The sequence below is a fragment of the Williamsia sterculiae genome (assembly GCF_900156495.1).
Lineage (GTDB): Bacteria > Actinomycetota > Actinomycetes > Mycobacteriales > Mycobacteriaceae > Williamsia_B > Williamsia_B sterculiae.
Map to the genome: position 1 here is coordinate 63,357 of NZ_FTNT01000006.1, position 13,553 is coordinate 76,909.

Consider the following 13,553-nt stretch of genomic DNA (forward strand, 5'->3'; position numbering starts at 1 on the left):
CGGGCGACCGTAACACCGCCGGAGGCGCGGCGAGTGTCAGCTACGCGCGCCGGCGCTCCACGCGTAGGGCAGGTCGGCACCGTTGAGCACGTGGTCCCCGATGGCTCGCTCCTTGAAGATGACCGGGTTGTGCACCGAGATCGTGCGGGCGTTGCGCCAGTGCCGGTCCAGTCGCAGTTGTTCGGAGGTGATGGATGCGCCGCCCACCTCGAACAGTTCGCTGGTCGCAGGCACCACCAGTCCGATCACCGCGACCTGCGCCTGGGCCGACGCGAGCTCGGCCTCGTCCAGCAACGCCTCGTCGGTGGCGCCCTGATCGAGCACCCGGTCCAGCACGTCGGCCACCGACAACACCGTGGCACGGGCCGAATATGCTGCGGCGGAGAGCTTCCCGATCACCTGTTGCACCAGCGGATCCTCCCGCGGCAGGTCGGCAGCGGCGTGGGTGTAGCTGCGGGTGCGCCTCCGCACCCACTCGGCGGCGTCGGAGGTGGCGCGCTGGGCGATGCCGGCGAGCACCGCGAGCTGCACCAGCTGCAGCAGGGAGGTGCCGTATGTCCGTCCGGCCGTCCCGTATCCGGGACCCAGAACCCGGTCGTCGGCCACCGCGACGTCGTGGAATTCGGTGGTTCCGCTGGCCGTCAACCGCTGACCGAATCCGTTCCAGTCATCGTGCTGGACCACCCCGTCCGCGTCGGCATCGACGAGCACCGACACCCGTTCACCGTCGCGGTCGGCCGCGACCAGGATCCGGTCGGAGTACAGGCTGCCGGTGCTGTAGTACTTCGTGCCGTTGAGCAGCCACCGTTCACCGTCGCGTTTGAGCGTGGTCCGGTAACGGTCCACCGCGCCCACCCCCGGCTCGGTGATGGCGTTACCGACCAGCAGCCCGTCGGCCGCTGCCCGCAGCCATCGCTCCCGCTCGGCACCGGGTCGGGCCAGCCGTTGATCCTCGACGAAGCTCCAGTGCACCCGCAGGGCTTGCGGCAGATTCGATTCGGCGGCGGCGAGGTCGATGAGCAGCCGGAACAGCTGCCGCAGCGACACCCCGAATCCCCCGAACTCCACCGGCACCCGCAACGCACCGAACCCGGCCTCACGCAGCCAACCGATTTCGTCGTAGGCCAGCGTCCGATCGACCTCCCGGTCCACCGCACCCGCGGCGATCCGCTGGAACACCGGCCCGAAACGGGCGTCGAGTTCGGCATCGGTGGCGGCATGGGCGACGGGAGTGGTCGTCACGGTGAGTCCTCTCTGACGGAGATCACAGGTGTCTGATGACGGGATGCGTGGCGAGTGTCGGGCACGTATCCCCCGCCCGCCACCGTTGTGCGCGGCCTGATCCCAACGCCTCACACCGGAACGTCGACGCGTACCGTCCATCCGCCCCCGGACTGTCCACCGTCGGGACCGGCCGTGGCGTGGGCGCCGATGGCCCCGGCCCGTTCCCGGATGCCCACCAGCCCCATTCCGCCGCCGCCCGTCGAGTCCGCGGGCACGGTGCCCGCCTCGTTGTGGACCTCGACGACCAGCGAACCGTCGGTGACCGTCGCGATCCGTACCGCGACCCGCGCCCCCGGTGCGTAGCGGCGGGCGTTGGTCAACGCCTCCTGCACGATCCGGATCAGGGCTTGCGTGGTCGTTCCCGACAGCCGCGGTTCCTCACCGTCCACCTCGAGGTGTTCGTGGTCCCCGACCATCATCGCCTCGACCGCCGGGATGAGGTGCAGGGTCTCCGCACGCAGCGCGTAGACCGCCGCCCGCGCCTCGGTCAGACCTCGCGCCACCATCGTCTGCGCCTCCAGCACGGTGCGGTGGGCGTCGTCGATCCGCTTGTCCTCCAACAGCGCATCGGCCAGGTTGAGCTGCATGTTGACCCCCGACAACGAATGCGCGAGCACGTCGTGCAGGTCCCTGGCCATGCGCGCGCGCTCGTCGAGGGCCGCCGCGTGCGCCTCGGATGCCGCTGCCCGGCGGGTCTGCTCGACCATCTCGTGCGCCAACTCCAGGGCACGGATACGTTCGCGACGGTTCATCCCGATCAACACCGGCAGCCCCACGGTCAGGGAGACGATGACCAGCTCGGAACCGAAGGTGACGACGGTGGCGATCACCGCGACGGTACTGCCCAACAGTGCGACACCGATCGCCGGTCGTCGCGGCAGACGGAACCCGGCGTTACCGCAGACGAAGAACGGCACCGCGGTGGCAACACTCGTCGGGTAGCAGGCGAACAGCAGACCCCCGGCGACAGCGGCGACCGCCAGCACCACGGTCCGGGGAAGCGGACCCAGGCGGGTGTCCGGGATCGCTGCCGACATCATGGTCACCGTGGCGACCAGCATCAGGATCAGTCCATAGAGCGCGTGACCGGTGACGCCCAGCGGTGACACCGTGGCCCAGGCGAGGATGAGGATCGCTATCCGCAGCAGCGGGTTGACCCGCAGGCTGACCACGTCGACGGTGGCGCCGACCGGGACCCCCGTGTCGTGCACCTCTCGACCCAGCACCCGCTCTCGCCAGCCCGGTCGGGGCCTCATGGCGTGTCCGCAGCCGCGGCGAACAACCAGGCGATCACCAGGGCGCCGGGGTCGACCACCCCGCGCGTGGCATCGCCCAGATAGCTCGCCCGTCCCTTGCCCGCGGCGCGGTCGCGCGTCGAATCGGCCCCACGGGTCGCGGCGTCCGCGGCCGCGGCCAGATCGAGGTGATCGTCGAGCGCGTCGACGGCCGGACTCAAGGCATCGACGACAGTGTTGTCGCCCACCCGCGCCCCACCGAGTTCCACGATCTCGGCGAGTGCGCGAGCCGCACCCGGACGCAGGTACTCGGTACGATCGCCCGATTGCCCGGCCGCCCGGGCCAGCTCTCGGAACAGGATGCCGAACACCGCCCCGGAGGTACCGCCCGCCCGGACCAGGAACGACGTGCTCAGGGCGTGCAGGACATCGTGATCGCTGCCGCGCAGCGGCACGGCGAAATGACCGAGGGCCGCGGCCAGGTTGGTACCGAAGTCCCCGTCGCCGGCCCGGCGGTCGAGATCGGTCAGCTCCTCCACCGAATCCCGCACCCGCTCGACGAATCGCGTCACCCACGGACACACCGCGCCGGTGTCGGCGGAATCGTCGGGTTCGGCGATCGTGCCGTCGACCAGTGCGCCCACCCCGACCGCGGTCCGCGGCCACCCGGGTGCGGTGGTCGGGGCATCCCACAGTTCGCTCACCTCGTCGTCGGACCGGGCCACCGTGATCGACACCCCCGACATGTCGAGGGCGGTCACCAGCGTGCCCACCAGACAGCGGTCCACCCGGACCCCGCGGTGTTCCAGGTTCGCCGCGACCTCACCGAACACCAGGTTCAACTCCAGCGGATGGGCCGCACCGAGGCCGTTGACCACGACGATCACCCGTTCACCAGCCCGCAGACCGAGCGACGTGACGATCCGGTCGAGCAGGTCGGCGACGGTGTCCGTGGCGTCACGCCGCGGCACCCGGTCCAGCCCGGGCTCGCCGTGGATACCGATACCGACCTCCATCTCACCGATCGCCAGGTCGAAGGACGGTCGGTGCGCACCCGGGGCTGTCGGCGCGGCGGTGGCCACCGCCATGCTGCGGGCACCGTCCGCGATCCGCTGCCCCAGGGCGGCGACGTCGTCGAGGCTGTCACCGCGATCCGCGGCCGCCCCGCAGATCTTCTCCACCACGACGGTGGCGCCGGTCCCACGACGACCGGGACCGGTGTCCGACTCGGTGGCGACGTCGTCGGCGACGAGGACCGTGGCGGTGCGGATCCCCTCGTCGGCCACCAGCCGCCGCGCGACCCGGAAGTTCATCACATCGCCGGTGTAGTTCTTCACGATGTGCAGTACACCGGCACCGGTGTCGGCGGCGCGGGTCGCCGCGGCGATCTGCAGGGCGTTGGGTGAGGTGAAGACGAGGCCGGGGCAGACGGCGGTGAGCATCCCGTCGCCGATGAAACCGGAGTGCAACGGCTCGTGTCCGGAGCCGCCACCGGAGACCAGAGCGACCCGACCGTCGGGCAACGGGGTACGGCGGATGAGGAAACCGGGATCGCGGCGCCACACGATGTCGGGATTCGCCGCCACCAGCCCGCGCACCGCATCCGACAGGAAGCTCTGCGCATCGTTGCGGAGAAATGTGTCGGTCGGACCCGCTGCCCGGGTCGGATCAGTGCCCATGACCTCGACCCTAACCGCCGCGGCACACCCGCCGATCGCTGTCCGACGGGACCTCTACGGTGGCTTCCATGGACCTCTCCCCGACCCGCACGCAGGTCGCCGACCGCGTCATCGCGGCGCTCGCCGGTGACGACGCCGCGCTGCGGGACGACCAGCTGCGCGCCGTCACCGCCCTGGTCACCCCGGGTTCGCGAGTACTGGTGGTCCAGGCCACCGGATGGGGCAAGTCGGCGGTGTACTGGACGGCGACCGCCATCCGGCGTCACGAGGGCGCCGGACCCACGCTGGTGGTCTCGCCGCTGCTGTCCCTCATGCGCGACCAGGTCGCCGCCGCAGAACGGGCGGGCCTGCGGGCCGCGACGGTCAACTCGTCGAACGTCGGCGACTGGGAGACCATCGAGGGACGGTTGCGCGACGGGGACATCGACGTGCTCCTGGTCTCGCCGGAACGGCTGGCCAACCCGGGTTTCGGCCGCCGGGTCCTGGACAGCGTCGGGGGCGATCTCGGACTGTTGGTTGTCGATGAGGCGCACGCGGTGTCGGACTGGGGTCACGACTTCCGGCCCGACTACCGCCGTGTGGCCGACGTGCTGCAGCGGCTGAACCCGGACACCCCCGTGTTGGCGACCACCGCGACCGCCAATGCCCGCGTGACCGCCGACGTCGCCGCGCAGCTCGGGTCGGCGACCCTGGTGTTGCGCGGGCCGCTCGCCCGCACGTCCCTGCGACTCAACGTGCTTCCCGACATGACACCGCTGGACCGATACGGCTGGGTTGTCGACAACATCGAGCGGCTGACCGGGTCCGGGATCGTCTATGTACTCACCGTCGCCGACGCCGACCGACTCGTCGAAGCCGTGCGCGCCGTGCACGGAGACGACGTCGCGGTGGCCGCGTACACGGGTGCCCTGGACGCCGACACCCGGCATCGTCTGGAGGACTCCCTGCGCGACAACGAGATCAAGGCGTTGATCGCCACATCGGCGTTGGGGATGGGCTACGACAAGCCCGATCTGGGTTTCGTGGTGCATGTCGGATCGCCCCCGTCACCGGTGGCCTACTACCAACAGGTGGGCCGCGCGGGCCGCGCCATCGACACCGCCGAGGTCGTGCTGCTGCCGTCGACCGCCGATCGTGGCGTGTGGGACTACTTCGCGACCGCCACCATCCCCGACCCGCGCCAGATGTCCACCCTGCTCGAGGCGCTCGGCGGTCCCGACGACCCGATGTCGGTACCGGATCTGGAGGCGCGCACGGGTATCCGCCGCACCCGCGTGGAGCTGATGCTCAAACAACTCGCGGTGGACGGTGCGGTGGAGCGCACGACAGCGGGATGGCACGGTACCGGCATTCCGTGGACCTACGACGGTGACCACTACGACGGCATCATCGCCACCCGCCGGCGCGAAGCCGACATCATGTCGGCGTACACCCGAGGCGAGCGCTGTCTGATGGCGCTGCTCACCGAATCACTCGACGATCCGGACACGTCGCCGTGTGGACGCTGTTCGGTGTGCCGCGGCGAGCTGTCACCCGGCCTGACCGACTCCGTGGACCCGACCACCGCGCGGGTGATCGCCGCGGAACTACGCACCGCGGCGCACCGGTGGGAGCCGCGCAAGATGTGGCCGGGTGGTGCGTTCGGGTCGCGGGGTCGGATCCCGGCCGGGCAGCTCGCCGAGACCGGCAGGGTGCTCATCCATGCCGATGCACCGGAGTGGGCCGAGACCCTGCGCGATGCGCACGCGGGTGGGCCCGAAGCGGTGTCGGAGATCGCCGACGCGGCGGTGAGCACCCTGGCCGGGTGGCGCTCCGAGTGGTCGGCGCGTCCGGACGTGATCGTCGCGCTGGGGGTGACCGACCCGACATTGACCGTCGCCGTCGCCGACCACGTCGCCGCCGTGGGTCGGTTACCGCAGCGGACCTGGACCGTGGCCGACCGCCCGCGCCCCGATCGCGAATCGTCGGGTGCCGAGGAGGCGGCGCTGTGGCGTGACCTGCTCACCGACCCGCCGGAGGTGGCGGGAGCGACGGTGTTGCTGCTGGTCGACAGCTCGTCGACCGGATGGTCGGTGACGGTCGCGGCCTCGGTGCTGCGGTCGGCGGGAGCCCGCGCTGTGCTCCCTCTGGTCGTGCATCGTCCTGCCTGACCTCACCACGCGAGGAATAGCAACCCACCGACGGCATGTTCGTGCTGTGCAGACATTCAGATCAACCGGGAGGTAGCAATGGCGCACATCTCGATCATCGGCGGACACGGCAAGATCGCCCTGCGGCTCGCGCGGCTGCTCAGCGAGGCCGGACACGACGTCACCTCGATCATCCGCAACCCCGACCAGACCGGCGACGTCACCGCGACGGGTGCGAATGCCCGGGTGGCCGACGTCTCCGAACTCGACACCGCAGGATTGTCGGCGCTGCTCTCGGGCAGCGATGCGGTGGTCTGGTCGGCGGGCGCCGGTGGCGGGGATGCCTCGCGTACCTACGCCGTGGATCGGGATGCGGCCATCCGCTCGATCGACGCCGCAGCCGAGGCGGGGGTGCGGCGCTACGTGCTGGTGTCGTACTTCGGGGCCTCGCTGAACCACGGCGTCTCCGAGGACAGCTCGTTCTATGCGTACGCCGAGGCCAAGGCCGAAGCCGACGAACACCTGCGCAAGTCCGCTCTGGACTGGACGATCGTGGCGCCGAGTTCACTCACCGACGACGAGGGCACCGGCACTATCGACGTCCACGCCGACTCGTCATCGCAGGTCAGCCGCGACGACGTGGCCGCGGTGATCGCCGCCGTCATCGACACGCCATCGACCGTGCACCGATTCATCGCGTTCAACCACGGCGACACCCCCATCGGCGAGGCCCTCGCCGCGTAGCGGGAACTCCTCAGCGCGACTGACGTTCGTTCAACCGCGCCAACATGGCGTTGTACCGCTCCAGGGCCGCGTCGTCATCGTCGAGGTCGACGTCGCTCGCGCCCTCACCGGCACCGAGCGATTGACGTCGCGCGGACTCGATCCACGACGCACGCCGCGCGGGCCGGTCGTCCGCTCGTGATCCCTCGGCCTTGATCCACTGCCATGCCACGATGACCAGCAGCGTCATCATCAGCCCGTCACCGCCGAACCACATGATCGCGCCGGCGGCGCTCTGATCGGCGAGTGCGTCCGGGTTGGCCAATCCACCCGGCGGCCATCCCATGCGGGAATCGGCGAAGCCCGGTGCCTGCTGATGGTCGGTCATCATCAGGGTGACCCCGACCAGCGTGTCGGGTCCCATCGCCAGCAACAGTGCGAAGAACCGGATCGGGTACGACAGATCATGTCCGCTGAACTCGCCACCGATCAGCGGCAACAGCAGCAGGTAACCGCTGACCAGGTACAGCACCAACTCCAGGTCGTGCACCCACATGTGCGCGGTCATGGCCTGCTGGAACCCGGTGAGGTGCGTCATGACCAGCACCGCCGCATAGAGCGGGACACCCACCACCGGCGAGGTCAGCAGCCGGGTGGGCCGGGCGGTCAACACCGCGCGCACCCGTGCGGCCGCCGCGTCGGGAAGCACCTCCAGTGCCAGTCGGATGGGTTGGGCCAGCACCAGCGGCAAGGGCACCACCGTGATCATCACCAGATGGATGACCATGTGCGCCCAGAACAGGTGATGACCGAACATGGCGAGGCTGGAGTTCACCGCGACCACCAGGAACAGCATCGCGGCGACCCAGCTGAGGGTCCGCAGAACCGGCCATCCCGGCCGTCGGGTCGCGGCCCCGAGATAGCCCGCGCTCGCCACCGCCATCAGCGCCCAGACGATCGGGGTGAGGGTCCATGAACCCCAGACCGAGGGTTCACCCATGTGCATCACAGCCGCCACCCTACGCCCGCGCGGGTCACGGCAGCTGATCCGGCGGGATGATCTCGATGGCGCTGTCTGCACCGGCCGCACTACCGGTGACCAGCACCGATCCACTCTTCGGATCCACTGCGACCGAGTTGGGCTGACGCGCGGTCGGCAGGTGCCCGATCACCTTCGGCGCGGTCGGATCCGCCAGATCGATCACGGTGAGTCGGTTGTCGGCGCTGCCCGCCACGTAGAGCCGCCTGCGTTTCTGGTCGTAGGCCAGGCCGTAGGGTTTGCCGGCCACCGGGATCGCCGCGACGTCCTCGATCTGCGGGGTGATCCGCTCGATGAGGACGGCGTCGCCGTCGGTGTCGGCCAGCGCGACCATCGAGCGATCGGTGGCGACCACATGGGTCAGCCGATCCCCGATCCGGCGTTGCGCGACCTGTTGCGTCCTCGCGGCGTCGTACACCCAGACACCGTTGCCCTGGACGTCGGCGACGACGGCATAGTCGCCCACCGGCGCCACCCCACCGGGCTGCGGCGGCCCGGCGGGCAGCGACTTCACCACCTTCCCGTCGCGCAGGAAGATGACGCCACCGCCGTGCTCGTTGGTCACCACCGAGGTGCCGTCGGCGGTGCGGATCACGTCGTGCGGGGTCTCGCCGACGTTGCCGACCCGCGAGCCGATCGTGCCGTCGGTGGTCAAGAACTCGACCACCTCGTTGGTCTGTTCCAGTCCCGCGAGCACCGGACCGTTCGGTCCGGCCAGCGCGAGGTGACGCGGTGCGCCCTGGGTGGGGACGGTCTTCCGAACGGTCCCGGTGGCGGCGTCGAACAGCACCAGCGCATCGGGGCGCCGCACCCCGACCACGGCGTTGCCGTCCGCGTCGACGACCAGCCCTTCCGGCTCGTTGCCGACCCTCACGACCCGGCCCGCGGGCGGGGTGGCCAACGCCGGCGCGACCCCGGGTTCCGCGGCAACGGCCGTGGGTGACGCGGGTGACGACGGCGCGGACGGACCGGATCCCGCGTCGGAGCAACCCGCGACGACCGTCACCACCGCGACGCCGGTCGCCGCCACCGCCACCGCTGTTCGTCGTCCTCGGGTCCGTGTCAGTGCCATGCCCCGACCCTACTGATGCGCACGTCACACCCCCGGCGCACGCGTTCCCGGAATCGAATCACGCCATCACCCGTTGCAGCGCAGCGTGACCATTCCTGACGTTTTCCAGCCGCTCCGACTCCGTTCGCTGACCGTGCCCAACCGGATCTGGTTGTCACCCATGTGTCAGTACAGCTGTGTCGCCGAGGACGGTGTGCCCACCGATTGGCATCTCGTCCATCTCGGTGCACGCGCGACCGGTGGCTTCGGCCTGGTGATGACCGAAGCCGCGGCGGTGACCGCGGCCGGACGTATCAGCCCGCAGGACGCCGGCATCTGGAACGACGACCAGGCCGCCGCGTGGCGTCGGATCACCGACTTCGTGCACGACAGGGGTGCGGTCAGCGCGGTCCAGCTCGCCCACGCCGGCCGCAAGGCGTCCACCTACTCTCCCTTCGCCGGACGCGAGGGCAGTGTTCCCGCGTCCGAGGGCGGCTGGACCGCCTATGCGCCGTCGGCGGTGGCGTTCGACGGGTACGACACCCCGACCGCACTCGGCACCGACCAGATCGCCGAGGTGGTGGCGGCATTCGCCGACGCCGCCCGACGCGCCGACTCCGCGGGGTTCGACGTGGTGGAGATCCATGCGGCCCACGGATATCTGCTGCACGAGTTCCTCTCGCCGTTGTCCAACACCCGCGACGACGCCTACGGCGGTGGCTTCGACGGGCGTACGCGCATCGTCGTGGAGGTCGCCGATGCGGTCCGCGCGGTCTGGCCGGCGGAGAAACCGCTGTTCGTGCGCCTGTCTGCCACCGACTGGGTCGACGACGGATGGTCGGCCGCCGAGAGCGGCAAACTCGCCGCGGTGCTGGCCGACCACGGGGTCGATCTGATCGACGTGTCCACCGGCGGCAACGTGCTCGCCGATATTCCCGTCGGTCCCGGCTATCAGGTCGAATTCGCCGAATCGGTGCACAGCGAATCCGGATTACCCACGGCCGCAGTCGGTCTGATCACCGATCCGGAGCAGGCCGAGGAGATCGTCGCCCGCGGCGACGTGGCGGCGGTGTTGCTGGCCCGTGCGGCGCTACGGGAACCCGGGTGGCCGCAGCGTGCCGCACACGAACTCGGTGTGCCGGCCGACCGGGCCCCGTACCCACCGCAGTACGCGCGGGGCGCCTGGCGCTGAGATGAACCGCGGCACGGAAAACCGTTGGCGGATGGTCGGGTCCAGGAGCACACTCATCGGTGTTCCTGAACCGACCACTCCGAGAGGATACCCGTCATGCCCGTCCGCGTCGGCGACCACAAGTTGCTGAGCTTCGCTTCCAGCGTCGACGACAACACCATCGCCCAGGCGCTGGAGACCGCGTCGATGCCGTTCGTCCACCCGCACGTCGCCCTGATGCCCGATGCCCACTTCGGCCTCGGGTCGGCGGTCGGCACCGTCATCCCCACCGTCGACGCGGTGATCCCGGCCGCGGTCGGGGTCGACATCGGATGCGGCATGATCGCGGCTCGTACCACGTTGACCCACAACGACATCGCCGACCGCGATCTCGCCGCCCTGCGGAAGTCGATCGAGTCGGCGATCCCGCTGTCACCGGGCAACTACAACAGCAACCTGGGACGGTACGCCTTCACACAGGGGCGGGTGGCGGCCCTGGAGACCATGGCCACCGAACGCGGTGTGGATCTGGGTCACTCACCCAAGTGGCGTGAGCAGCTCGGATCGCTGGGCGGGGGCAACCACTTCATCGAGCTGTGCCTCGACGAGGCTGACACGGTCTGGATGTTCCTGCACTCGGGTAGCCGTGGGGTGGGTAACAGAATCGCCAAGCGGCACATCAAGCGAGCTCAGAAGCTGTGCAGACAGTGGCACATCACCCTGCCCAACGACGACCTCGCCTACCTGCCCACGGGTACCCCCGATCTCGAGGTGTACCTGCGGGATCTGGCCTGGGCGCAGGCCTTCGCGTTCGAGAACCGGGCCGAGATGATGGACCGGTTCCGTCAGGCGTTGGCGCACTGGTCGGGTCGGACGGTCGACGAGCTCGAGGTCGACCGGGTGAACTGCCACCACAACTACACCGTCCGCGAGCGCCACGGAGGCAAGGATGTGTGGCTGACCAGGAAGGGTGCGGTCGACGCCCACGAGGGTGTGCGTGCGGTGATCCCCGGTTCGATGGGATCGCGGTCGTATGTGGTGCGCGGCAAGGGCAACGCCGCGGGTCTGTGCTCGGCACCGCACGGTGCGGGTCGCAGGTTCTCGCGTCGCGAGGCGCGGGCCCGGTTCACCGCCGACGATCTCGCGGAGGCCATGGCCGGTATCGAGTACCGCCACGGGGACGCCTGGGTCGACGAGATCCCGGCCGCCTACAAGGACATCGATCAGGTGATGGCCGATGCCGTCGACCTCGTCGAGGTCGAGTACACGCTACGGCAGATCTTGAACGTCAAGGGCACCTGAGCAGAGGACCGGCGCCGCACCACCCGTGCGGCGCCGGTCCGCGTCAGCCCAATTCGCCGTCAGGCCAGTACGGCTCCCCCGGACGCCGAGCCCACCAACTTGCTGTACTTGGCCAGCACTCCGCGGGAATAGCGCTGCGGCAACGGTGTCCAGCCCTCGCGGCGACGCTCGAGCTCGGCCTCCTCGACCAGCACGTCGAGGGTGCCCTTGCCGACATCCAGACGGATCCGGTCACCGTCGGAGACGAAGGCGATCGGACCGGCATCGACGGCTTCCGGCGCCACGTGACCCACGCACAGACCGGTGGTGCCACCGGAGAAACGACCGTCGGTGAGCAGCAGCACGTCCTTACCCAGGCCTGCGCCCTTGATGGCACCGGTGATGGCGAGCATCTCCCGCATCCCCGGACCGCCCTTCGGCCCCTCGTACCGGATCACCACCACGTCTCCGTGGGTGATGGTCCCGTTCTCCAGCGCGTCCATCGCGGCGCGTTCGCGCTCGAACACCCGTGCCGTGCCCTCGAAGACGTCGGAATCGAATCCGGCCGACTTGACCACCGCACCACCGGGCGCGAGCGTGCCCTTGAGGATGGTGATCCCGCCGGTGGGGTGGATCGGGTCCTGCATCGCGCGCAGCACCTTGCCGTCGGGGTCCGGCGGGGCGATGTGCGCGAGGTTCTCGGCCATGGTCCGACCGGTGACGGTGAGACAATCCCCGTTCAGCAGTCCGGCGTCGAGCAGTGCCTTCATCACCACGGGCACGCCTCCGATGCCGTCGACGTCGGTCATCACGTGCTTGCCGAACGGCTTGACGTCGGCGAGGTGCGGGACGCGCGAGCCGATCCGGGTGAAGTCGTCGAGGCTGAGTTCCACCTCCGCCTCGTTGGCGATGGCCAGCAGATGCAGCACCGCATTGGTGGACCCCCCGAACGCCATCACCACTGCAATGGCGTTCTCGAACGCCTCCTTGGTGAGGATGTCGCGTGCGGTGATGCCGCGGCGCAGCAACTCCACCACCGCCACCCCACTCGCCTGCGCGAATCCGTCGCGTCGACGATCAGGGGCCGGCGGGGAAGCGCTGCCCGGCAACGACATTCCCAGCGCCTCTGCGGCGCTGGCCATGGTGTTCGCGGTGTACATGCCGCCGCACGCACCCTCGCCCGGACAGATCGCGCGTTCGATGGTGTCCACGTCGTCGCGAGACATCAGACCCCGACTGCAGGCGCCGACCGCCTCGAAGGCATCGATGATGGTGACCTGATGTTCCGAACCGTCGGACAGTGTCGCGTACCCGGGCAACGTGGATCCCGCGTACAGGAAGACGCTGGCCAGGTCGAGGCGTGCGGCCGCCATCAACATTCCCGGCAGTGACTTGTCGCATCCCGCGAGCAGCACCGACCCGTCCAGTCGTTCGGCACTCATCACCGTCTCCACCGAGTCGGCGATCACCTCGCGGGAGACCAGTGAGAAGTGCATGCCCTCATGGCCCATCGAGATGCCGTCGGAGACGGAGATGGTGCCGAACTCCAGCGGGTAGCCACCGGCGTCGCGCACCCCCACCTTGACCGCCTTGGCCAGACGCTCCAACGACAGGTTGCACGGGGTGATCTCGTTCCAGGACGACGCCACCCCGATCTGGGATTTCTGCCAGTCGTCGTCACCCATGCCGACCGCCCGCAACATGCCGCGGGCGGCGGTCTTCTCCAGGCCGTCGGTGACGTCGCGACTGCGGGGCTTGACGTCCGCGGAGAGGTCGTCGGATTCAGGGGTGTCGCCGGGCTGCTGCGTCATGGGTTCAGGCTACGTCCATGGGTCCGGGCGTGGTCACAGCCCAGGATGCCGGCCACCCCCGCCGACCGAACACCGTCACGTTGTCGGTTAGCCTTACCTACCTAGTGGATCCATAGATCGCGGTCCGAGTGCGCACAATCGAAGGTGAAG

At 69.7% G+C, this 13,553-nt stretch carries 10 protein-coding genes; 4 read left to right on the top strand and 6 right to left on the bottom strand.

Annotation, left to right across the window (positions count from 1 at the left end; all coding sequences use genetic code 11):
• Positions 1-36: 36 nt before the first annotated feature.
• From BW971_RS11120 to BW971_RS11130, 3 genes are all read right to left on the bottom strand, one after another.
• Positions 37-1,242 (bottom strand): acyl-CoA dehydrogenase family protein, encoded by a 1,206-nt coding sequence (locus tag BW971_RS11120; RefSeq protein ID WP_076479521.1) that lies wholly within the window; start codon positions 1,240-1,242, stop codon positions 37-39.
• Positions 1,243-1,352: 110 nt separating this feature from the next.
• On the bottom strand, positions 1,353-2,540 hold the full coding sequence (locus BW971_RS11125; RefSeq protein WP_083709770.1) for a sensor histidine kinase: 1,188 nt from the start codon (positions 2,538-2,540) through the stop codon (positions 1,353-1,355).
• The gene (locus BW971_RS11130) at positions 2,537-4,198 is read right to left on the bottom strand and encodes a dihydroxyacetone kinase family protein (protein WP_076479522.1); all 1,662 of its coding nucleotides are present in this window, start codon (positions 4,196-4,198) and stop codon (positions 2,537-2,539) included. The genes BW971_RS11125 and BW971_RS11130 overlap by 4 nt, the downstream gene beginning before the upstream one ends.
• Positions 4,199-4,266: 68 nt before the next feature.
• Here BW971_RS11130 and BW971_RS11135 point away from each other — a divergent pair, with 68 nt between their 5' ends.
• On the top strand, positions 4,267-6,348 hold the full coding sequence (locus BW971_RS11135) for a RecQ family ATP-dependent DNA helicase (RefSeq protein ID WP_076479524.1): 2,082 nt from the start codon (positions 4,267-4,269) through the stop codon (positions 6,346-6,348).
• Between the two features lie 78 nt (positions 6,349-6,426).
• Positions 6,427-7,071 carry an SDR family oxidoreductase gene (locus tag BW971_RS11140; RefSeq protein ID WP_076479525.1) on the top strand — a complete coding sequence of 215 codons (645 nt, stop codon included), beginning with the start codon at positions 6,427-6,429 and terminating at the stop codon, positions 7,069-7,071.
• 10 nt (positions 7,072-7,081) lie between these two features.
• Here BW971_RS11140 and BW971_RS11145 read toward each other — a convergent pair whose 3' ends face one another.
• Together BW971_RS11145 and BW971_RS11150 are read right to left on the bottom strand one after the other, a co-directional pair.
• On the bottom strand, positions 7,082-8,050 hold the full coding sequence (locus tag BW971_RS11145) for a cytochrome c oxidase assembly protein (protein ID WP_083709837.1): 969 nt from the start codon (positions 8,048-8,050) through the stop codon (positions 7,082-7,084).
• 34 nt (positions 8,051-8,084) lie between these two features.
• Positions 8,085-9,161: an NHL repeat-containing protein gene (locus BW971_RS11150; RefSeq protein ID WP_234974359.1), complete on the bottom strand. Its 1,077-nt coding sequence runs from the start codon at positions 9,159-9,161 to the stop codon at positions 8,085-8,087.
• An 85-nt stretch (positions 9,162-9,246) separates the two neighbouring features.
• Between BW971_RS11150 and BW971_RS11155 the strand changes: the two genes are divergently transcribed.
• Positions 9,247-10,332 (top strand): NADH:flavin oxidoreductase/NADH oxidase, encoded by a 1,086-nt coding sequence (locus tag BW971_RS11155; protein ID WP_076479531.1) that lies wholly within the window; start codon positions 9,247-9,249, stop codon positions 10,330-10,332.
• A 96-nt stretch (positions 10,333-10,428) separates the two neighbouring features.
• Complete coding sequence (locus BW971_RS11160) at positions 10,429-11,613, top strand: RtcB family protein (RefSeq protein ID WP_076479533.1); 1,185 nt, start codon at positions 10,429-10,431, stop codon at positions 11,611-11,613.
• 59 nt (positions 11,614-11,672) lie between these two features.
• Here the strand turns inward: BW971_RS11160 and ilvD are convergent, their stop codons facing one another.
• A complete protein-coding gene (gene ilvD, locus BW971_RS11165; RefSeq protein ID WP_076479535.1) occupies positions 11,673-13,403 on the bottom strand; it encodes a dihydroxy-acid dehydratase in 1,731 nt (576 codons plus the stop codon).
• Positions 13,404-13,553: the final 150 nt, after the last annotated feature.